This window comes from Chlorogloea sp. CCALA 695 (assembly GCF_003003885.1).
Taxonomy (GTDB): Bacteria; Cyanobacteriota; Cyanobacteriia; order Cyanobacteriales; family Chroococcidiopsidaceae; genus Aliterella.
The window spans coordinates 19,164-39,985 of sequence record NZ_PVWN01000013.1; the positions used below are offsets into that span (position 1 = coordinate 19,164).

General features: G+C 40.0%; 29 protein-coding genes and 2 pseudogenes. 9 read left to right on the forward strand and 22 right to left on the reverse strand.

Features of this window, described 5'->3' with window-relative positions:
- Positions 1-15: 15 nt before the first annotated feature.
- From C7B70_RS09265 to C7B70_RS09280, 5 genes are read left to right on the forward strand one after another with little or no spacing between them, the layout of a single operon-like run.
- The gene (locus C7B70_RS09265) at positions 16-930 is read left to right on the forward strand and encodes a metallophosphoesterase (protein ID WP_106368772.1); all 915 of its coding nucleotides are present in this window, start codon (positions 16-18) and stop codon (positions 928-930) included.
- Positions 931-939: 9 nt separating this feature from the next.
- Complete coding sequence (locus tag C7B70_RS27635) at positions 940-1,350, forward strand: hypothetical protein (protein ID WP_233220867.1); 411 nt, start codon at positions 940-942, stop codon at positions 1,348-1,350.
- A complete protein-coding gene (locus C7B70_RS27640; protein ID WP_233220868.1) occupies positions 1,319-1,786 on the forward strand; it encodes a DUF4351 domain-containing protein in 468 nt (155 codons plus the stop codon). Before C7B70_RS27635 ends, C7B70_RS27640 begins: the two co-directional genes overlap by 32 nt.
- A gap of 26 nt (positions 1,787-1,812) precedes the next feature.
- Positions 1,813-2,049 carry a DUF4351 domain-containing protein gene (locus C7B70_RS09275; protein ID WP_106368773.1) on the forward strand — a complete coding sequence of 79 codons (237 nt, stop codon included), beginning with the start codon at positions 1,813-1,815 and terminating at the stop codon, positions 2,047-2,049.
- The gene (locus C7B70_RS09280; RefSeq protein WP_106368774.1) at positions 2,050-2,340 is read left to right on the forward strand and encodes an antibiotic biosynthesis monooxygenase; all 291 of its coding nucleotides are present in this window, start codon (positions 2,050-2,052) and stop codon (positions 2,338-2,340) included. It begins immediately after the preceding gene.
- 45 nt (positions 2,341-2,385) lie between these two features.
- Here C7B70_RS09280 and C7B70_RS09285 read toward each other — a convergent pair whose 3' ends face one another.
- Positions 2,386-3,213, reverse strand: coding sequence for a DNA adenine methylase (locus C7B70_RS09285; RefSeq protein ID WP_106368775.1), 828 nt, complete (start codon positions 3,211-3,213; stop codon positions 2,386-2,388).
- Between the two features lie 115 nt (positions 3,214-3,328).
- Here C7B70_RS09285 and C7B70_RS09290 point away from each other — a divergent pair, with 115 nt between their 5' ends.
- The 4 genes from C7B70_RS09290 (at position 3,329) to C7B70_RS09305 (ending at position 6,193) form a co-directional block, all read left to right on the forward strand.
- Positions 3,329-3,535 (forward strand): DUF751 family protein, encoded by a 207-nt coding sequence (locus tag C7B70_RS09290; protein WP_106368776.1) that lies wholly within the window; start codon positions 3,329-3,331, stop codon positions 3,533-3,535.
- 44 nt (positions 3,536-3,579) lie between these two features.
- Positions 3,580-3,999, forward strand: coding sequence for a 30S ribosome-binding factor RbfA (gene rbfA / locus C7B70_RS09295; RefSeq protein ID WP_106368777.1), 420 nt, complete (start codon positions 3,580-3,582; stop codon positions 3,997-3,999).
- A gap of 48 nt (positions 4,000-4,047) precedes the next feature.
- The gene (locus tag C7B70_RS09300) at positions 4,048-5,619 is read left to right on the forward strand and encodes a glycoside hydrolase family 3 N-terminal domain-containing protein (RefSeq protein WP_106368778.1); all 1,572 of its coding nucleotides are present in this window, start codon (positions 4,048-4,050) and stop codon (positions 5,617-5,619) included.
- A 340-nt stretch (positions 5,620-5,959) separates the two neighbouring features.
- The gene (locus tag C7B70_RS09305) at positions 5,960-6,193 is read left to right on the forward strand and encodes a DUF4327 family protein (protein WP_106368779.1); all 234 of its coding nucleotides are present in this window, start codon (positions 5,960-5,962) and stop codon (positions 6,191-6,193) included.
- 208 nt (positions 6,194-6,401) lie between these two features.
- On the opposite strand, the gene C7B70_RS09310 is transcribed toward C7B70_RS09305, so the two are convergent.
- From C7B70_RS09310 to C7B70_RS28725, 21 genes and pseudogenes are all read right to left on the reverse strand, one after another.
- Complete coding sequence (locus tag C7B70_RS09310) at positions 6,402-6,749, reverse strand: hypothetical protein (RefSeq protein WP_106368780.1); 348 nt, start codon at positions 6,747-6,749, stop codon at positions 6,402-6,404.
- A gap of 57 nt (positions 6,750-6,806) precedes the next feature.
- The gene (locus tag C7B70_RS09315; RefSeq protein WP_106368781.1) at positions 6,807-7,958 is read right to left on the reverse strand and encodes an alanine--glyoxylate aminotransferase family protein; all 1,152 of its coding nucleotides are present in this window, start codon (positions 7,956-7,958) and stop codon (positions 6,807-6,809) included.
- A 236-nt stretch (positions 7,959-8,194) separates the two neighbouring features.
- On the reverse strand, positions 8,195-8,803 hold the full coding sequence (locus C7B70_RS09320) for an SDR family oxidoreductase (RefSeq protein WP_233220869.1): 609 nt from the start codon (positions 8,801-8,803) through the stop codon (positions 8,195-8,197).
- Positions 8,804-8,817: 14 nt separating this feature from the next.
- Positions 8,818-8,961 carry a hypothetical protein gene (locus C7B70_RS27645; RefSeq protein WP_233220870.1) on the reverse strand — a complete coding sequence of 48 codons (144 nt, stop codon included), beginning with the start codon at positions 8,959-8,961 and terminating at the stop codon, positions 8,818-8,820.
- Between the two features lie 6 nt (positions 8,962-8,967).
- A pseudogene (locus tag C7B70_RS09325) lies at positions 8,968-9,552 on the reverse strand (SDR family oxidoreductase).
- A 3-nt stretch (positions 9,553-9,555) separates the two neighbouring features.
- Positions 9,556-9,849: an alpha/beta fold hydrolase gene (locus tag C7B70_RS09330; RefSeq protein WP_146134025.1), complete on the reverse strand. Its 294-nt coding sequence runs from the start codon at positions 9,847-9,849 to the stop codon at positions 9,556-9,558.
- A gap of 165 nt (positions 9,850-10,014) precedes the next feature.
- Positions 10,015-10,383 carry an alpha/beta fold hydrolase gene (locus tag C7B70_RS09335; RefSeq protein ID WP_106368783.1) on the reverse strand — a complete coding sequence of 123 codons (369 nt, stop codon included), beginning with the start codon at positions 10,381-10,383 and terminating at the stop codon, positions 10,015-10,017.
- 89 nt (positions 10,384-10,472) lie between these two features.
- Positions 10,473-10,811, reverse strand: coding sequence for a hypothetical protein (locus C7B70_RS27650; RefSeq protein ID WP_233220871.1), 339 nt, complete (start codon positions 10,809-10,811; stop codon positions 10,473-10,475).
- 9 nt (positions 10,812-10,820) lie between these two features.
- The gene (locus C7B70_RS27655) at positions 10,821-11,126 is read right to left on the reverse strand and encodes an alkaline phosphatase family protein (RefSeq protein ID WP_233220872.1); all 306 of its coding nucleotides are present in this window, start codon (positions 11,124-11,126) and stop codon (positions 10,821-10,823) included.
- Positions 11,127-11,284: 158 nt separating this feature from the next.
- A complete protein-coding gene (locus tag C7B70_RS09345) occupies positions 11,285-12,505 on the reverse strand; it encodes a protein-glutamate O-methyltransferase CheR (protein ID WP_106368784.1) in 1,221 nt (406 codons plus the stop codon).
- 176 nt (positions 12,506-12,681) lie between these two features.
- A complete protein-coding gene (locus tag C7B70_RS09350) occupies positions 12,682-12,972 on the reverse strand; it encodes an acyl carrier protein (protein ID WP_106368785.1) in 291 nt (96 codons plus the stop codon).
- Between the two features lie 25 nt (positions 12,973-12,997).
- On the reverse strand, positions 12,998-13,189 hold the full coding sequence (locus tag C7B70_RS09355; RefSeq protein WP_106368786.1) for a 4'-phosphopantetheinyl transferase superfamily protein: 192 nt from the start codon (positions 13,187-13,189) through the stop codon (positions 12,998-13,000).
- Complete coding sequence (locus tag C7B70_RS25895; protein WP_146134026.1) at positions 13,189-13,479, reverse strand: hypothetical protein; 291 nt, start codon at positions 13,477-13,479, stop codon at positions 13,189-13,191. The genes C7B70_RS09355 and C7B70_RS25895 overlap by 1 nt, the downstream gene beginning before the upstream one ends.
- Positions 13,422-13,757 (reverse strand): hypothetical protein, encoded by a 336-nt coding sequence (locus tag C7B70_RS09360; RefSeq protein ID WP_106368787.1) that lies wholly within the window; start codon positions 13,755-13,757, stop codon positions 13,422-13,424. The genes C7B70_RS25895 and C7B70_RS09360 overlap by 58 nt, the downstream gene beginning before the upstream one ends.
- 606 nt (positions 13,758-14,363) lie before the next feature.
- Positions 14,364-14,771 carry a hypothetical protein gene (locus C7B70_RS09365; RefSeq protein WP_106368788.1) on the reverse strand — a complete coding sequence of 136 codons (408 nt, stop codon included), beginning with the start codon at positions 14,769-14,771 and terminating at the stop codon, positions 14,364-14,366.
- A 66-nt stretch (positions 14,772-14,837) separates the two neighbouring features.
- Positions 14,838-15,095: a hypothetical protein gene (locus tag C7B70_RS09370; protein WP_106368789.1), complete on the reverse strand. Its 258-nt coding sequence runs from the start codon at positions 15,093-15,095 to the stop codon at positions 14,838-14,840.
- Between the two features lie 373 nt (positions 15,096-15,468).
- The gene (locus C7B70_RS09375) at positions 15,469-16,059 is read right to left on the reverse strand and encodes a sulfatase-like hydrolase/transferase (RefSeq protein WP_339376685.1); all 591 of its coding nucleotides are present in this window, start codon (positions 16,057-16,059) and stop codon (positions 15,469-15,471) included.
- 156 nt (positions 16,060-16,215) lie between these two features.
- Positions 16,216-16,914, reverse strand: coding sequence for a M48 family metallopeptidase (locus C7B70_RS09380; protein ID WP_106368790.1), 699 nt, complete (start codon positions 16,912-16,914; stop codon positions 16,216-16,218).
- A gap of 14 nt (positions 16,915-16,928) precedes the next feature.
- Positions 16,929-17,099, reverse strand: coding sequence for a tetratricopeptide repeat protein (locus tag C7B70_RS28720; protein WP_369831843.1), 171 nt, complete (start codon positions 17,097-17,099; stop codon positions 16,929-16,931).
- A gap of 437 nt (positions 17,100-17,536) precedes the next feature.
- A complete protein-coding gene (locus C7B70_RS09385) occupies positions 17,537-19,882 on the reverse strand; it encodes a response regulator (RefSeq protein ID WP_369831844.1) in 2,346 nt (781 codons plus the stop codon).
- Between the two features lie 672 nt (positions 19,883-20,554).
- Positions 20,555-20,821: pseudogene (locus C7B70_RS28725) on the reverse strand (Hpt domain-containing protein); the annotation flags it as partial.
- Position 20,822 lies beyond the last annotated feature (1 nt).

A 20,822-nucleotide genomic window follows, 5' to 3' on the forward strand; every position in this document is an offset into this window, starting at 1 on the left:
CATTCAAGGTAATATATGCGTTTCAACCGTCGTCAATTTATAGCTTTAAGTAGCTTTAGCGCCCTTTGTTTAGCTTTTTTGACTAGCAAACTAAACAAACAGAGTGCTTCTAGTAGTGTAAATGTAGAAGAAGCGAAGTCCGTTAAGTATACATCCACTTCCGAAATTCCCTTACGTTTTGTTTCTGTCGCCGACACCGGAACGGGAGATAAAGGTCAATATGCAGTAGCCCAAGCGATGACGCGGTATTACAAACGAAAGCCTTACAAATTAGTAGTTTTAGCTGGAGACAATATTTACAACAATGGTGAAATTGAAAAAATCAACGCTGTATTTGAGCGTCCTTATCAAGAATTACTTAGTCAAGGCGTAAAGTTTCAAGCTTGTTTGGGAAATCATGATATCCGCACCGATAACGGCGAACCTCAAGTACGCTATCCCGGCTTTAATATGCAAGGGCGTTATTATACATTTGGGCAAGATTTAGTTCAATTTTTTGCTTTAGACACTAACCATAACGCCGATTGGAAAACTCAATTAACTTGGCTAGACAAAGAACTCAGCCGCAGTAAAGCGCCTTGGAAAATAGTATTTGGACACCATCAAATTTATTCATCTGGAAGTTACGGTTTAAATCAGCCCTTTATCAAAACCTTATCGCCAATTTTTCAAAAGCACGGAGTACAGCTTTACATTAACGGACACGACCATGATTACGAACGCACTCGCAGCATTAACGGTACAACCTATCTAACTTGTGGTGCGGGGGCTGGGACGCGCCCAGTAGGTGCTTCTGCGTGGACAGCACGCGCAAAGAGTGAACTTAGTTTTGCAGCTTTTGAATTGTATAGCGATCGCCTAGAAATTAGCGGTATTGATACCAAGTCTGTCATTTTTGACAAAGGTATTATTCCTGTGAAAAGTATTTAAACAATTATTATGAGTGCTAGACAATTCGATAATCTCTGCAAATATCTCTCCGAAAAATATCCTGATAGTTTTGCTAGTTGGTTATTAGGTAAACCGATTACGGTAGGAGAAGTTATTAAAAGCGAACTCAGTATCGAACCAATCCGTGCAGACTCGGTAACTTTTCTGCGTACCGAAGAAAGAATTTTACATTTAGAATTTCAATTTGAAGTTGATACCAACCCACCGCTACCATTGCGAATGTTAGATTATTGGGTAAGGTTGCACCGTCGTTATCGACAACCTGTAACGCAAGTTGTAATTTTGCTCAAACAACCTGCAAAAGCCACAGTTATCGAAACAGAGTTTCATTTAGAAAATACTAGACACAGCTATCAAGCCAGTGCGAATGTGGGAGCAAGATGCAGCAATCTTCCTTGAAGATACTGCACTTCTGCCTTTAGCTACCTTAGCAGCTACCCAAGAACCAGAGGCATTATTAACCCAAATTTCTCAGCAAATTAGTAACATAGAGTCATTAGAGCAACGACAAGACGTAGCTATCTGCACTCAGTTATTAGCAGGCTTAAAGTTTAAGAAAAATTTGATTCGTCAATTCTTCAAAGAGGAAATTATGCAAGAATCAGTAATTTATCAAGATATTCTCCAAAAAGGCTTACAGCAAGGCTTACAGCAAGGTGAATTAGCTGTAGTTGTGCGCCTACTCACACGCCGGATTGGGACGGTTCCCGATCAATTGCGATCGCAAATTCAAGCTTTACCGCTGCCCCAATTAGAAAACTTGGCGGAAGCTTTGTTAGATTTTACTAACCTCAATGACTTAGTAGCCTGGTTAGAAGCTGAGAAAGAAAACTAAAGTGCGATCGCTTCAGACAGGAAATTATGCAAGAATCAGTAATTTATCAAGATATTCTCCAAAAAGGATTACAGCAAGGATTACAGCAAGGTGAATTAGCAGTAGTTGTGCGCCTACTCACACGCCGACTTGGGACGGTTCCCCCGGAAGTGCGATCGCAAATTCAAGCTTTACCGCTCCCCCAATTAGAAAACTTGGCGGAAGCTTTGTTAGATTTTACTAACCTCAGCGATTTAGTAGCCTGGTTAGAAGCCAATCCTTGAATGATTCTTGAAGCGGTAATGCTTAATGTCAAACCTAATCTAGAAAATGATTTTGAATCAGCTTTTCAACAAGCTTCAAGTATTGTCGCGTCTATAGACGGATACTTGTCTCACGAACTTCACAGATGCTTAGAAGTACAAGGAAAGTATCTACTGCTGATTAGGTGGAAAACCTTAGAAGCTCATACGATTGGCTGTAGAAACTCAATAGAGTACCAACAATGGAAAAAATTACTACATCATTTTTATGAGCCATTTCCAATAGTTGAACATTTTGAGAATATTTTTTAATTTTAATGTTAAAAAACACAAGTTGAGTTATTTTAACTGAGCTTTTTAGTAAGAAGTAATCAATAACTCTGTAATTTTACCTCTTTTTTCAGCTTTAGAATTTATTGCTCTTGATGCTAATATCTCGTAAATATTGAAGTCAGCATAAAGCTCTCGAACAAAAGCACAATTGGAGTTAGACAACATAACTTTTACTCCCCAATTAGCAAGTTCAGCAAATGTATCTCTCAGCTTAATTTGTTCTGCTTCCTTGAACACATAGCGGCTGTAAGTTGTAAAACTGCTAGTAGCACTTAGAGGATAATAAGGCGGATCGAAATAAACAAAATCCTGCTCGTTTTTAGAGCTAATTTCATCATAGGGTTTTAACGAAACTGCGGCAGATTGTATAGCTACAGACACCGAACGAAGCAAATCTTCATTGCAAATTGTGGGGTTTTTATACTTACCCATCGGCACATTAAATAATCCTCGCAAATTCTCCCTGTATAGCCCATTAAAACAAGTTTTGTTTAAATAAATAAATCGTGCGGCTCTTTCAATCTCTGAGCCTTCCCAGTGCAATCGCACTTTATAATAATAATCTCTGTTGTGTTGCAATTGATGAGTTTTTAATAATGAAATCAACGGCTCCACATTATTTTTGATACAACAGTAGGTATTAATTAATTCAGGATTAATATCTGAGATAAATTTATTCGCATCAGGTTTAACACCGCAAAAATAAAAGAATACTGCACCCCCACCTAAAAAAGGCTCGTAATAATTAGTGAAACTTAGCGGAAAGTAGGGAATATATTGGTCAATAAGTTTACTTTTACCACCCGCCCATTTTAAAAAAGGGCGATAATGCGTAGGTTGTACTTGTAACATTTACTACTGTTTACCTCGATTTTCTCTATATCTAGTACAGTACGTTGTCAAAACAAACAACACTATTAACACGCAGTTGCTATAGTAAAATATTGAAAAACCTTTATAAAAAGATATGTTTGACGGATTTTGGGACAATGTTTCGCGTTACCCACGCTATTTAGTAACAATTATATTGGGAGTTGCTATCAATGCCTTTGCACCCCTAGCGCCTCTGTTTAAAAATCCCGCTAGTGCGATCGCTCTGATTAGCTTACTATTTGGCGTAATTTTCTTTACTGTCTTTACCCTCCGCGCCATGCTGGGTTTAGGCACGGTATAGACTAGATTTGAATAATACAACCACAATCAGGAGTTAAAATAACTATGGCTACAAACCGTCGCGTTTCTCGCGTTGCCGAATTAATTAAACGCGAGGTTAGCCAAATGCTTATCCACGATATTAAAGATGACCGTGTAGGCGCAGGACTTGTCAGCGTAACCGATGTAGTAGTATCAGGGGATCTCCAACACGCCAAAATTTTTGTCAGCGTCTATGGTAGTGAAGAAGCAAAAATTGAGACAATGGCAGGATTAAAATCCGCCACAGGCTTTGTACGTACCGAATTAGGGCAAAGAGTACGCTTGCGTCGAACTCCAGAAGTTATATTTCAAGAAGATTCTTCCATCGAACGGGGTACTAAAGTATTGTCATTACTTAACCAACTAAACCATGATCGCCCCGCCGATGAAAACTTAGATGAAGATGAGTATGACGACGAATATGCAGAGGACGAAGACAAGTAAATTTTGCAGTAAAATACCTGAGTCTCAATATTTAGGTATGTTCCGATTATGTCCGCATCTCTACCTGATATAGACACTCTCACCCTAGCCCAGCAAGTCGCCCAAATGGTTGTAGTCCGTACCTGCGGCTACTTGTTCGATCATCAAATTCCTTATCCAGACTGGGAAGCAACAAATGCAACCATGCAGCATTTGGTCGAATTGGGAGTTGGGGGGGTAATTTTCTTAGGCGGAAGTGCGGCGGAATTAGCGTTAAGAAGCCAGCAAATGCAAGCTTGGGCAAAAATTCCCTTACTAATTGCGGCGGATATAGAAGAAGGTGTTGGGCAAAGATTCCCTGGTGCTACTTGGTTTGCGCCACCAATGGCAATTAGTCAAATTGCCCGTACTAATCCCCACATCGCCCAGCAATACGCCGAACAAATCGGCGCTATTACCGCCACCGAAGCAATTGCAATTGGCATTAATTGGATACTTGCGCCAGTAGTTGATGTCAACAACAATCCCGATAACCCAGTAATTAATGTCCGCGCTTTTGGGGAAACTCCAGCCGTTGTTAGCCCTTTAGCCAATGCTTTTATTAAAGGTGCGAAAGCTTACCCGGTACTCACCACCGCCAAACATTTCCCCGGTCATGGGGATACTACAACAGATTCTCATGTCGATTTACCTATTATCCCTCATGATCCCAGTCGTCTAGCAGAAATTGAATTAGCGCCCTTTGTAAGCGCGATCGCATCGGGGGTAGATGCCGTTATGAGCGCCCACCTACTTATCGAGTGTTGGGACTCACAGTACCCAGTAACCTTGTCTAAGCCGATCTTAACTGGACAACTGCGGGAAAAATTAGGGTTTACAGGTTTAATTGTCACCGATGCTTTAATGATGGATGCGATCGCCAAACGTTACGGAATTAACGAGTCTCCCGTTTTAGCTGTAGAAGCTGGGGCAGATATTTTACTTATGCCCTCCGATCCCGAAGGCGCTATCAATGCCGTGTGTGAGGCAGTCAAGAGCGGTCAGATTTCGGCGCAAAGGATACGAGAATCGGTAGAACGAATTTGGCACGCCAAGCGCCAGGTAGGAGGCATAAAAATAGAGCCAAGTAAGATTGCTCTAAAACTAGCTAAACCAGAATCTTTACTTGCTGCAAGTCAAATCTTGCGTTGCTCCCAAATAGTTAGCGGTACAATCCCTCTATCACCATCTCCCAACGGACGCAACTTAATTGTTGTAGACAATTTACTCGGTAGCAACAAGTTTTTAACCGAACAAAGCCCATCTGTCGCATTACCTAAATCTCTTGGTTATACTACGGTGTTATGCGATCGCCATACGCCTTTTGACCCAGCTCCAGAAACCGACAACTTACCCACTTTGCTGCAACTATTTATTCGTGGTAATCCTTTTCGTGGTAGTTCCGGCTTAACACAAACAGGCATAGATTGGTTTAAGAAATTATTAAGCTCTCACAATTTACAAGCTTTAGTTATTTACGGTAGCCCTTATATTCTCGAAAAGCTCACGCCAGCTATTCCTTTAGAGATCCCTTGCATCTTTTCCTACGGACAAATGCCTCAAGCACAAACTGTTGCTCTGCACCTCTTATTTAATAAATAACTTTGTTTTATCTAAAGACGTATTTTATTTATTAGTGGCTGCGTTAATTATTAAGTAGCAAACCTGCTAAAAACTGCTTAACCCCTTTAAAACTCTAAAAATTCCCCAAAAATAGATTTATTTACAGCTAGTACCACAAATAATTTTTAGTTGAACTTGTCAACGTTTGCTAATTTTAGCAACATATTTTAATATAATTATTAGGGCTGTAGCGCCATAATGAAAACAATTCAGTATAACGAAATACAAAACTCTGGCTACTGAGGCTGATTTTAATAATGTTTGTTAGCCTGGTGAGCATTGAGCGTGACAAAACAAAATCAGTAATTAGGATAAAATCATGAGTGTGAATACTTTGCCATCAATTCGATATTCTTTAAACGTGATTAAAGACGAAGCGCGTCAATTGGTAGAAAGAGGTGTAATCAGTCGGCAGCAGCCAATATACACATTGTGCGAGTACATTCCACCACGGGAATGGGTTTGTGTAGAATGTGAGTTGGAAGAATGCGACTTTTTGTTGCGCGATCGCATTGGTGACTTAATCGGTTGTGAACATTGGGCTAACGACTAAATTTTGACTAATTTTCAACAGCAACAATCGTTGTTAACTACCCTTCAGTTAACATCAAGAGAGGAGAACCCACAACACATTGCAAAGATTTATCCAAACATCGGTTAACCCTAACAGTTAGAGTTTGGTAGACGTTTAAAAACAAACCGCTCCAAGCTTCTAACTGATAAATTTTATCAAAAAACAAGTCTTCAGTCGTGGGTGAATATCAACCCACCTGTTCTAAATACTGGTTAAGGTCTTCAATTACGCGAGTTAGTTCAGCTTCAGTAGTTAAGCGAATATGATCATCTCGCAAAGTAATTAAGACTTTAGCCGCAAAAGGGGTAGCCCAGATATTAGGATTGCAGAAAATCTCAAGAAATACATTCCCTGTAAAGCGGTACTCTAGCGGCGGTTGAGGCTTAGATTTAGTGCCAGGAGTTTTTACCCCCGCCGCTTTAATATTAGTCATTAATTGCGCGATCGCATTTTGCATTTCTCTGGCTGACTCGGCGGAGAAGCTAAAAGATACCGAACCTTCAACCAAATTGAGGGTTAAATTATTTGCAGACATAAAGGCAGGTAACTAAATTATGTTTTTAACTTATGTTACCTGGCAAAGGGGACGATACTAGGGCAATACTTGTTTTAAAGCGGCAATTAGTGTGTCTACATTTTCTTTGCGACTGTTGTAACCCATCAATCCAACTCGCCAAACTTTTTGAGCCAATTCGCCCAAACCGCCGCCAATTTCAATATTGTAGTCATTGAGTAGCTGGCGAGATATTTCTTTCCCATCTACACCTTCAGGAATGCAGACAGTAGTTAGCGTTGGTAATCTAAATTCTTGCTCTACGTGCAGTTTTAAACCTATATTTTCCAACTCTTGCCACAAATACTCTACCGTTTGCTGATGGCGCTGCCAAGAATTTTCTATTCCTTCTTGGGATAGCAACCGCAAAGCCTCACGCAAACCGTAGTACAAGTTAATCGGGGCGGTATGGTGATAGGTGCGCTCTTTGCCCCAATACTTGCTTAATAACTCCATATCCAAGTACCAGTTACTACCTTTTGTCTGGCGCTGTTGCAACTTTTGTGCGGCGCGGGGACTCATTGTTAACGGTGAAGCACCAGGGGAACAACCTAAACCTTTTTGACTGCAACTATAAGCTAAATCTACTCCCCACTCATCCAAAAATAACGGCACACCACCTAAACTTGTCACCGAATCTACTAATAGCAAACAGTCAAATTCTCGGCACAACTCCCCCACCCCTGTAAGCGGCTGACGCGCCCCGGTAGAAGTTTCAGCATGAACTAGCGCCAAAATCGCCGGACGATGTGCTTCTAGGGCGCTACGGAGTTCTTGGAGATTAAAAACTTGCCCCCAAGGCTTGGTTATAGTGCGTACTTCTGCACCATAGCGCCCCGCCATGTCTACTAAACGATTGCCAAAGTACCCAGCTACACCAATAAGGATTGTATCGCCAGGTGTAATAGAATTTGCGATCGCGCCTTCCATTGCCGCGCTTCCTGTGCCACTAATAGCAATAGTTAGCGGGTTTTCAGTTTGCCACACATAACGCAGCAAAGATTGAATTTCATCCATAAGCTTCAAAAATGCCGGATCTAAATGTCCCACCGGGGGCGTATTCATAGCCTGGAGAACATCAGGGTGAGTATTAGAGGGGCCAGGACCAAGCAGCAAACGTACAGGCATTTCTAGGGGTGTAAGTTGCCGCCTGTGACTGTTATTAATAGCTGGAGTGTGAGTAAGTTGCATAGTAATTGATGAGGAGGATAATTAAATTTTATCGGGTGATGGCAGGAAAATTATTTTACTCTTGACTCCTGCGCCATCAAGTATTTTTATCTTTAGTACGTTTTTTTCGCCCCTTAAAAGGCGCAATTACTGTATTTAACATAAAAGCATCGTGGGGGAGAGTAAAGATGCAGTATCAACTGGGCGACTCTTTCCGGCGGTAAAGCTAAAGCCGCTCTCATAGACTGGGGGTCATTTTAATCCCACAACGGCGTATCTACAGCATCCGGTAAAATTGTTTGTACCCGAATCCCATAAGCTGCAACTTCCTCCGCTAAAGATTCCGAAAACCCAATAATGCCAAATTTAGAGGCGCAATAAGCTGCATCAAAAGCCCGTCCTTGACGACCGGATACCGAAGAAAGGTTGACAGTATCTCCTTGTTTTTGGGCAATCATTGCAGGTAACACCGCCTGATTACTTAAAAAAGTTCCTGTAAGATTAGTTTGCAATATTGTTTCCCATTCCGAAAGTGGAGTATCTATTACTGTTCTTAAATTGTTGCCAATGCGTAGTATCCCCGCACTAGCAATTAAGCAATCTATTCGCCCAAACTTTGCTAAAGTTTGAGCGGTCATTTCTTTCATAGCCGCTTCATCGCAAACATTGAGTGTCAATCCAAAAATATTCGCTGAATTATTTATATTTTTTTTGATTTCTGCTACAGTATTGTCGAGCTTTTCTTGATTAATATCTACTAAAACTACTTGGCTATCTTGACTTGCTAGTAAATTAGCGCAAGCTTTACCAATACCGCTACTTGTCCCAGTAATAATAATTACTTTAGCTGTTAAATTATTAGTCAAAATTATTACTTTCTTTAATGTTGAACAAATGGTATTAGATGCGGATTAATAATTGTTGCATCTATCTTTTGAGTAGCTAAATAAATAATAGTTTCGGCAACATCATCAACGTTCATTACTCCACCGTAGCGGCTCACTAATGCCGTTTGAGCAATCATTGGAGTTTAAACTAAACCCAGAAAAATTGCTTGGACGGGAATACCATGAGAACTAACTTCCTGTGCTAAAGATTCTGTCAAACCAACTACACCAAACTTAGAAGCATAATAAGCCGGAGCATAAGGTTCTCCTTTTAAACCATGACGAGTAGAAGACGAGCAAATATTATTAATATGTCCTAATTTTTGCTCGATCATTATTGGCAAAACTGCCCGATTGCTGAGAAATATTCTGGTAAGATTAACATTTAAAATTGCTTTCCATTCATCGTAAGGAAGCGATGCAGTAGCCTAAGGAACAAGCCGCCCAGAAGTAGATTTTCCCAAGCCTGCACTAGCCACTAATAAATCTATTCTGCCAAAATAATCTATAGTTTTAGTCGCCATTGTTATGATTGCTTGTTCTTTGGTTACATTGAGCGATAAGCCTAAGTTCCCCGAAGTTGGTAGCAAGTTTAAGGTATTATTAATTCGCTGTAAATTAGTACCTACAAATACAATAAAGTAATTTGCTTTTGCTAAGGCAATACAAGTCGCTCGACCAATTCCACTACTACCCCCCGTAACTATTGCTACTTTTTTTTGAATCATTAACTATAGTTCCTTTGTGGCTGAGAGAGCAAATAATTCTTCTGCTTTTGCATTTTTTTGGAGAAATTTCCCTAAATTATAAACAAATTTCTTTGGTTGCACCACCGGATGAAAATGCCCTATTTTAGGTAATATTTTAGATTGACAATTGGGTAGTAATTCTTTTAATTTCCAATAAGTAGGCAAACAGGGAGAGTATTCGCCATAAATTATTAAAGTAGGACTAGAAATTAAGCTAAAATCTGTGGCAATAATTCCATCTTCATCAAACTCTTTGATAGCCATAGTATTGTCCATTAAGCTCTGCCACTTTTGTTGACTTCTGCGCCCTAATACTCGATTTTTTAAATAAGGTTTGCGAACCGATTTACTATTAAATTGATTTAATTTTGTGAGCAAATGAAAGTTAATAAATTCATCTTCTTAGGGGAAATCTACCCCTTGCTCAATAAGTTTTTCTTTCTAAATATGCCAATAAAACCAGTCGCGCAGTGGCATTTTTGGTTGCAAGCAGTAAAACTGAGTATCAGCTATAGTTAAAGACTTGACTTGCTGAGGATGTGCGATCGCATATTGGCAAGCAATTCTAGCCCCAAAACTATGTCCGACAATGTGCGCGCTTACTATTCCAAGCTGATCTAATAATACCTGCAATACCGTCATAGCTACTACAGTATAGCCACAACTAAACATACTACTATTACCGTGTCCCCTCAAATCATAAATAATTACTCGGTAATGTCTAGATAGTATCCCAGCAATTCCAGGATACCAAAACGCCAAATTAGCACCTAAACCGTGAATGAGAACTAAATCCTCAGCCGATCTCAAATACTGGTAGTTTAAAAAATGTCCTTAGTAGGCTCGATAATAACTTTTGGCATCGTGTTAAGCGGATCTAAAAACCGCCAACATAAATGTTATAATTTATCCGGGCTATCAAACACAATTGCAGTTAGCTCGATAGGGTCAATTTCCATCAAATGACAGAGTATATCTGCCCAAGCTTTCGTTCTTATTGATTGGGTATGTATCCAGTTTTCGTACTCGTTTGATTCTAAGCCTTGAATACATTTTTTTTCTTCGCTAACATCCATATCTAAATGTTTATAGTTAAAGTTAGGTAAAGCTTTTAAAGTGTCAAATAAACTAGGAGGATGAGTCGCACTGCGGAGATGTTTCCAGGGAACAAAACCCGAAATCAAATAAGTATCGACAGGTATTGGTGGTGACATTCCATAAAAGTTTAAATATGTCACTCGCTTACCTTAACGGTTAGCTGTAATCCACAATATTTCGCAGCGAATATTTCGAGAATCATTAAATTTTAAAAAAACATTGTCTTCCGATGGTTGGGGATGTAAAAAATCATAGATACTATGTACATCCGGGCTTCTACCCGTAATTGTAGAAGTCCAAGCTGGGGGCGTTAACGGATTAGATGTAGACATTAAATCGCTTTGTACTCCTTGGCTGATAAACTCATTTAGAAATGGCATATTACCATCATCCATTAATAGTTTTAAAAGAGAAAAGGTAGCTCCATCTAAACCAATCATTAAAACTTTTTTCATAATCTTTTAAAGTTAGGGAGATTGCAATTGTAACTTAAAAATAAAAATAGTTTATAAGGAGATTGTGGAGTAGCAATAGAGAAAAATGAGTTTAGTTAATATAAATAAATTTGCGATAGCGCCAGCGCGCTCGCAGAGCTTCGCACTTTTTATTGCTTCTAGGGTGTAACATTACTCAATGTTATACTTGCGCCTAAAAATCTACCCTGATAATCAGAAATCGCAACTATATCTATATTTAACTCGTAGACTATCCCATCGGTTGACCATTGGGCATTTTTGAGCGTAACTGGAGAGCGATTTTGCAAAGTCTGCTCCACTTGGAAGTTTAATTCTCCTAACTGAATAAAAAGCGGTAATTTTTGCAACGAATAGCCTAAATCTTTAACGGATATATTTAGCAAAGTTCTAACACTTTTATTTGCGCCGATAAGTTTGCTGTTTGGCGTAACAATTAGTTGAGCAATAGGACTTGTTTCAAAAGCAGATTGCCAAAAACCTTTAGAGTCTGTAAACAGGTCGATGTTGCTTTGAACATTTTTATTACTTAACAGCAGTATATCGTTAGATTCTAGGTTAGCTCCTTTACTAAAAATTCGGTGTTTGACGCTTACAGGGGTAAAAAGACACGAGCGACTAACTAAAGTTTCCGCTTTCCCTAAAAAGATAAAGCCAAGGTTTTTTAAGGCAAAATGAAAGCGAACCAGAGTTTTTACTTGGGCGTCGTGGTTAAAATACATCAGTGTATTGCGACACACCAGTAAGTCAAGCTTAGAAATAGGTGCGTCCTCAAGCAAGTTGTGACGAGCAAAAATTACGCGGCGGCGCAGGGTAGGATTGAAAACATAACCTTGGGACGTTAGCTCAAAATACTTATTTAAAAGCGCTGGGGGGACACTTGCTACTTGAGCATTAGTATAACAATGCTGTCGTGCTTGACGTAAAGCCGCTTCATCTACATCGGTGGCGTAAATTTGAACTTGCAGCAAGTATTGCTCTATTCCCAAGGCTTCTACCAATAGCAGCGCCAACGTATAGGCTTCTTCTCCCGATGCACAACTAGCGCTCCAGATGCGGATGGGTTCGTGAGCTTTTTTTCGGTTGAGAATTTTGGGGATAACTTCCTTGGCTAGATACTCCCAAGCATCAGTATCACGAAAAAAGCCTGTAAAATTGATAAAAATAGTGTCAAGTAGAATAGGAAGTTCATTAGGGCGATGTTTAAGATAGTCTAAATAGGCGCTGTAATTATCAATGCCAATTTGACCCATCCTTACCCCTAAGCGACGCTGTAAGGTTGAGTGCTTGTAAACCGTCAAGTCGCAACCTTGGTTTTGCTTAAGGTATTCTAAGAAAATGTCTAGTTCCCTATCGTTCATCTTCTAATATTTTCTTGATTCACCCATACCTGCAATAGCGCTAAAAATCTCCGCTTCTTTGGCTAATTATTTTAAATTAACGCAAATAGCTACCTTTTGGAAAATAAAAACCATAGGAGTTTTTAATTATTATCAGCTAAAGCTTATCTTAGTTAGCAAATTAAAACTACTTCTCTTTAGATTGAAATATTTTTATTTAAAAACCCTACAACTTCTTTAACCTTGATTTTATCTACATAATCACCATCGTGCTTAAATAAGTTTTGAAAAGGTAAATTTCTTCGTTCAAATTCTTTTCCTAAACATACTACAAACTGTACTACCTCTAAAGACTCAAAAGCAAAATCTTCCATCAACTTAGTTTCTGCATCAATTTCATTAATATCATCCAATTCCCAATCAGCAATCATATCTTGAAGTACCGCAATTACTTTTACTTGGATAGATTCAGTGTTTAATACAGACATTTTCTTTTCTCTTGATTAAATTAGTTTATTTCTGACAAATAGCAACAACTTCTTCTTTGCCAAAATACATTTTACTTACAAAAGATTCTTGGGCATAGGAAATCGTAATTTCTTGACTTAACAAGTTATAACTTGTTATTTGCCATTGATGCGGATTTCCTTGTAATCCTATTCCTGCGGCTTTTGCAGTAGCTTCCTTAGCACACCAAGCGCCCATTAACAAGTCGAATTTTTTTGTAAGAATTGTGTTAATATGGCAAGCTCCAGAGAACTAAAAGCTACATCTAGCCAATCATTTGTGCGAACAGCATTTAATTTTTGAAGGTCTATCCCAACTTGCAATCCTACACTAGAAACCACCGCCACGTAGAAGTTTTGACTGTGGCTAATTGAAACATCGGGTAATGCAGTTAGGTTTGCTAATTCTGGAACTTGTAATACAGGTTTACCTAAACTTGTCGATAAAATTTGGGTGCAAGTTCGAGAGCAAAATGTTGTTTTGCCCACTGGCGAATAACGTCTTTATCAACAATTCTTCCTAGTAACCATTCGTTACGCCGCAAGCTTTTTTCGAGTAAACTATACCAAAATTCTCGCTCTTGCTTATTTAACATTAAGTGAGCAATTGTTACCGCAATAATTCCCCCCATTTCCTTTAAAAAATCTAGGGAAAATTCTTCTAACCAACGGCATACTAGATTAGTTTTGTCTTGGAGGTAGCTATCAGATAAATAGGCATTGATGGGAGACGTAAAACATTTATGATATTTGGTAGGAAAAGCCATAAATACTTCTTGCAAGCATTCAATTTAGCGATTATATTACCAACAGCATCAAAAAAATTAATGCTAGCTTCTATTTGTCTATCACTTGTAAAGCTCATTTTTCCTTTACCAACAACCGGGCTTCCTAGCGGGAGGATTTGGTATGCTTAAAAAAGGTAATTTGCACTGGGAAGGTATGAAAATCAACGCCTACCGATGCCGCTATCCAATAAGCAATTAATTGAGCCGCCACGTCTATTATAATTACGTCTATTTGAAAGATTGGCTCTTGAATATGGCTAAAAAAGGTATCAATTCCTAAGATTTATAAATCCGCTTCAATGCCATTATTACTAACTTGACGAATATGCTTAACTCCTTGAAACCGAGTACCGTGAAACATCCTAGTTTTGTATAGTTCTTCATCGCTCCAAGCATACATTCTACAGCTTTGGTGATTGTGTTGATGCTGCCTTTAAACACTGTCCTAACGTGTTTCCGTAGCGCCATACCATCTGGCTTGCCCAATGGGATAAGCTATTTCTCCAGGCGTACCCCAACCAATTAGCGCTTGCGCTTGCTGTTGCCAGTTTTTAGCCAATTCTGGTTGTTGGTCTAACTGCTCTGCTAATTGTTGTAGTTATTAATAACAGCAAAACCAGGGCGAGACAAAACGCGACAACGGGCATTTAATCTTTCGCCAATTAGTACCGCTTCTGAGCCACTCAAGTTAATTAAATACTGCTGCCATTCTCTAGGTAGGGGAGACTCTGGCATTAGCCATAGTTGAGCGTCTAGCACTACCCCCAAAGCCCCCGCCGCCCGACAGGCCGCCGCCGTATGTACTCCTATACCACCTTGAACAATTACAGGCAAAGATTGTTTTGCAAGTAATTTCTGCGCGAGGATAAATGCCGCATCTTCACTTACCCAGCCGCCGCTTTCATTTCCCCGCGCTACTAAGCCAGCAATTTCTACTTTTTTGCAACTATTTTCTATAACTTCTAATTGATTAATATCAGTTATTTCTAACAACAATCGCCGCTTAGGGCTTTCGGGTAAAAACTAGAGTAATTCTAAGTTTTCTCCACTCACTATTAACTAGTGAAGGACGTAACTAATTTTTGTTAGTAAAGACTCCCTTGTAATTATCTGCTCGGCTTTTAATCGCAATCCTACCCCGCCCGGTAAGCTGGATAATTCTAACAATTTGTCTAAGTTTTCTGGGGCTAAATCTAGTTGATTATCAAGGCAAAGCTCTAGGTCTAAGCTCCCTACTCCTCCAGCCCTATTTGTGGAAATCGCATTACCGCAATGAGTCATTCCCATAGGATTGAGCGAAAAACAGGTGAATTCCATATTTATTTGCCTTTTTATACATAAAAATAATTAAATTTATGCCAATAATCATTTATTACTTTTTGTTTAAGTACCCCAAGCATTTTTACTACCAACGTTAGCAATAGAAATTATTTGCCAAGTTACGGAAACTTCAACTCTTTTAATATAATTTATTTATCTAAGCAGATATTTTTGTTTGTTGTTAAGACTTTTGTTTAATACAGCTTTTTTTGTCAAAGTATGCTTAACTGCGCGCTATCACCAAGCCAATATTGATTTGCCTACGACTTTAGTTGTTGCCATGTATATAACTTAACAAAACCGCTTCTGTAGCCACTTAATTTTTTGTAACCAATCTTAGTGCTATTAGGTTCCAAAAACTTCTTCAAAGTTAAGTTTTCGGGCATAATCCTTCTAAAAAAGGAACCTCAAAACATTTTTCGTGCATAATAGGGCCATGCCCAAAATAATCATCTTCTCCAAATAACTCTCCATGATCTGCCGTGACAATAATGTGAGTATTCGGGGGGCATTTGGCAAAAAGTTCGCCCATTAACTTATCTACATATTCAACGCAATTAACTTGTTGTTTGTGCAAACGTTGCATTTCTGCTAGGTCAAAAAATTTGCTGGCTGGGGAAGTTGCTCTAGTTAGTAGTACCTCGTCCATCTCTTTAAATACCCCATGTACTCCAGAAATGTGGGGCAGGTCATCGCCATTAAGCATATAAGGGTAGTGAGTTTCACCGAGATTAAAAAAGTAAAATCGCAGTTCATCATCAACAAATTCTACATCGCGCACCATTGAAGCAAAATCATTATCATGGGGCATCAAAGCATAATCATCAAAATACTGATTAATCACCGTAAATTGATTGAGTACGGGCATAGAAACTCTGGCAATTGTTTGATAGCCGAGGTCTTGGAGAACTTTGGGTAAAGATAGATGAGGGACAAAAGTTTTAAAAGACAGGTCAACTATACCTAATCTATCTACCTATTTGACAAATTCTTGCTTATAAACGATGACGTATACAAGATGATTCGTCATAGTTCAATTTTTGTAAATAACAACCTATAGAAATAACTACCACAAAAAAGTAGAAAACTAGCTTTGACTCTAATTATTTTCTACTCTTTACCTTTCTAAATGTCGCCGACCTGACTGTTCAGAAAGTAGTGCAAGTGCAGATTCTCTGTAACTATCTGCTAATTCTTCCCAATCCTCACCAGAGGAATCGTTAAGACTATCAAAATTATCTAGCTCATCAAGAGAAATATTTGCGCTTGATGCTAGGACGCTAGAAGCTCGATATTCTTCGGTAGCTTCCTTGAATAAACCTTGACGATGGTACAAATCACCCCAAAGCTTGTGAATTATTGGTGCTGATTGTGGGGTTTTGGGTATAGTTAGCAAGAGTTCACTTGCTTGAGTTAAGAGCTTCGCGTCTAACAAGGCTTGTGCTAATTGTAACAAAACAAAAGGTAGGGCTTCACTACTTTTTGTTGTAGCGGTTAATAAAGCAGCTTCCGCACTTTCTTGTTCTTGTTGCTGTAAATACACCTTACTTAGTTGTAAGTAACTACTCAAATTTTGCGGAGCGATATTTATCGCAGTTTTAAGTTTTGCTACGGCTTCTGGTAAGAAGTCTTGCTTAACATAAGCTTGAGCTAAGTTCAAACGAGCAGCAACAATACGCGGATCTAAAAGCAATGCTTTTTTTAGCTGTTGAATAGCTTCTGGATATTGCTCTTGTTTGACAAATATTCGTCCCATAACTACGTAAGCTTGGGCTAGTTTTGGGGCTAGATTAATGGCATCAACCAATTTTTCCACAGCTTTTTCGCGCGTTACCTTGACGGAGATAGATTTTCCCAAGACAGAGGGGCTTGAGGCGCTAGAGGGTCGAGGCGCATCACTGTTTCAAAATAGGCTATGGCTTGGTCGTATTGCCGTTGACGAAAGTGAGCAATAGCTGCGCCTAGGTTAGCTTTTTTTGACGTAGGATGAGCTTGGATAATGGCAGTAAATTAAGTAATTGCTTCATCAAAACGTTTTTCTTTAAGTAAATTCAAAGCTTGCTTTAATTGTTGCTGCTCATCAACATCAACCCGCTTTACCCTAGGAGTGAAAGTCATAAAATTAGTTTTCCCGCAGTCAAATAAGTTTAGTCATCAAATTGATTTTGACACTCTCAGCGCCGATGCGACAGAGATTTAAAAAAAACCAAATTTGGACTTTTAAAGGCATAAATGCGAAGCCCTGCGTGCGCGCTTGCGCTATCGCGCTTACCAATCCATTTTGCTCGCGGGGTTGCCTTTTTATCGGCTTACTAAATTAAGGGCGAGACTCCTTAGTAGGAAGTTTCAGCCCTTAGATAGTGGTTTTTGCTTACTCGCTAATCCTAGCAGAATAGTTTATTGGCTCCGATCGCCTAACTATAGTTAGGCGATCGCATCTATACACTACTAGGAGCAGTAACTAATACCTCCCCCTTAATCATCCTTTGAGCCGCATCTAGCAAAGCTTCTTCAAGATAGGGCTTAATAAAGTAGCCACTTGCCCCTAATTGCACTGCCATTTGGCGATGGCGATCGGAACCGCGAGAAGTTAACATCGCAATGGGTAAATTCTTAAAATTGGGACTTTCATGGATGCGAGATAGTAATTCTAACCCGTCCATTCTTGGCATTTCGATATCGCAAAAGACAATATCGCAAGGTAGCCCGTCATTGAGTTTATCCCAAGCTTCTTGACCATCACGCGCTTGCTCAGTGCGGTAGCCAGCATTGTTAAAAGTCATTGATAGCAGTTCTCGAACGGTAATTGAATCGTCAACAATCAATACCATTGGCTCAGTTTTAAGCACAGGTCGAATTGGAATTCTCCCATCCATAGAATCGGCTAGGTTAAGCGGTTCTCGTTGTAACCGTCCTGTAGCTAGAGCCATTAATTCTAGTACATCAGCAATGGGCATAATTCGCCCATCTCCCATAACGGTAGCTCCAGAAACTCCCAAAGGTTTCGGTGCGGGTGCTTCAAACTGCTTAATTACAATTTCTTGTTCCCCTAGCACTTGGTCTACTTGCACCGCCATAAATGTGTTGCCACTACGCAGGACAATTAATGAAATCGTGTCTTCCGAGCGACCGCTACCGTAGATACTGCCACGACTAAGGTGGCGATTGTAGGTTAAAAGTTCTTTAAGGTGTCTAAAGGGTAGCAAAGAGTTATCCCGCCAAGAGAGACAAGTTTCTCCTTGAGCGTTTGTAACTATATCTTTAATGGGAAGTTCGATCATTTGCTCTACCCCATCCATGGGGAAGGCAATACGAGCTTTATCGCTTAAGCAGCACAGCGCTTTACATATACTGAGGGTTAAAGGCAAGCGAATAGTAAAAGTAGTTCCCGATCCTAAAGTAGAGTCGGTACTAATCGAGCCGCGCATCCCAGTTAAGCTAGTTTGCACCACATCCATACCAATACCTCGCCCGGCAAATTCATCAATGGTGTCTTTAATACTAAAGCCAGGATGAAATAGCAGGTTGTAAATATCAGGACGAGCCATAGTTTGAGCTTTTTCTGGAGAAATTAGCCCTTTTTGGATAGCTTTAGCCAAAACTTTGTCTGTATCAATACCCGCGCCATCATCGGTTACAGAAATAACGGTTTGATTGCCTTGGTAAAATGCCTGAACAGTTATTTTACCTATGGGTGATTTGCCTTGACTTGTACGCACCTCTGGACTTTCGATGCCGTGAGCAATGGCATTATTGACCAAATGCGTCATTGGGTCATACAGTTGCTCCAACAGCACCTTATCAATTAGAGTATCTTGACCATTAATAATTAGTTCCGCTTCCTTACCGCACTTCAAAGAAATATCTCTGACAGCACGGGGCAATCGTCCAGCAATTTCGGTAAAAGTTACCATGCGCGATTGCGTTACACCTTCTTGCAATTGAGTTGTAACTTGGCGGAATTGACGCGCTACTTGATCGGTTTCATCGGTAACAAATTCGATGTCAGAAGATGATTCGCGCACCCGGACAATTAACTCAATCATCTGCTGGGTGAGGGTATGGAAGCCTGTAAAGCGATCCATTTCCAAAGCATCAAAATCGATACCTGTAGAGTGAGTATTGCTAGAACCTGCACCTTCAGCCGGGGACACTTCTTTTTTGCGGTTAGTGAGCGAACTTTGCAACAAGCTGCGTTCGTACAACTCCTGCATCTGGAACCCTACTTCGCTGAGTTGTTGGACTTTGCTCAAGAGGTTATCTAGAAATTGTCTTAGTCTTAGCTGATCTTGTTCTAAGCTGTTACGATAAACAACCAGTTCTCCAACTAAGTTACTGATGTTGTCTAGATGCTTAACGGGTACGCGCATCATTTGCTCAAATACTCCCCGCTTTGAACTAGCGGCAAGACTTGGTGTGGCTTCGCCTAGAGGTTGGGGGCTACTAGCCACGATATCGGCGGGCGGTGATTGCACCGTAGGAGAACCTACAAAGACCGGAGATTGTTCTAAGAGCTTATCTAAATTGTCAAATTCATCGTTTAAGGAGGGGTTAGTATTTTCTAGCTCTTGAGCGTAAGTAAATTGCTCTAAACTATCCTCTGCTTCTAAGTCATCTTCGGCTGCAAATAGGTTGTCTTCTTCTGAAATAGGTGCAAATACTTCGTCGTCCCACAAACTATCGCTCTGTTGAGCGTCGCCAGTGCTGGCAGAATTATCTTCAAATAAATCGGTAAAGTTGAATTGTGTGCTGGGGTCTTGAATGGTAGTTTGATCTGTAAACAAATTATCGAGAGCGAACATTTCACTTTGAGCGTCCGCATCAAGATAATCTGGGGTTTCGGTATTTAGTTCTAGAGCGAATAAATCGGTGGTTTCTCGATCTGTCGATTCAAACTCAAATAAATCGAGGGCGATCGCCTCATTTTCTGTCTCCTCTATATTTAAGGATGGGGTAAAGAGCAGAGATTGCCATTGTTCGCCCCTAATTATTGCTGTAGCATATCCAGCAGCAACTAATTCTTGCGCTTGCTTAAGCTCAGTAATGACAACAGGTGCTAGGGTGCGGTAGGTGTTTTGGGGATTGGATAGAACCTTTGCTGCCGTTTGGCAAAGCTCTATCCAACCCGGTAAGCCAAATTGTGCGCCTAAGTTAATTAATTGCTGACAATATTCTTGAAGTTGTTGAGTAGAGGCGGAAGATTGCGGTTGCTTAAATAGCTCCAACATCTGCCGCAGTAGCAATGGAACATCGTTTTGAAAAGCTGCTATTACCGGATCTTCTACATTGTTATTGGCATCGGGGCGACTTTCGGCGGCTAAATGTTGGTCAATTTCTGTAAAAACTGGCTCTATTTTGCTCATCAAAGCGCTGGCTGTTTCGTCGTTCAAGGTGGCTCTTTCCAAATGCTCCACCGAGGCGCGTAACGTATCAAATACTTTTAATAGCAGCGATTCTAAGGTGCGATTGACCGGAAAATTAGGAGATTCCTTAAGAATTTTAAAAAAGTCTTCAAAACGGTGAGCTATCCGCAAAATGCTACTAATTCCGAGCATTGCGGCTCCACCTTTAACCGAGTGAGCGGCGCGAAACAGTTCATTGACCATTTCCGAATCTTGGAGCGTGGTTTGCAAGTTCAGCAATCCTTGCTCAATAGTAACTAGGTGGTCTTTAGCTTCTTCAATGAAGTAGCCCAAAATACGCTGTTGTTGTTCTGGCAGCATA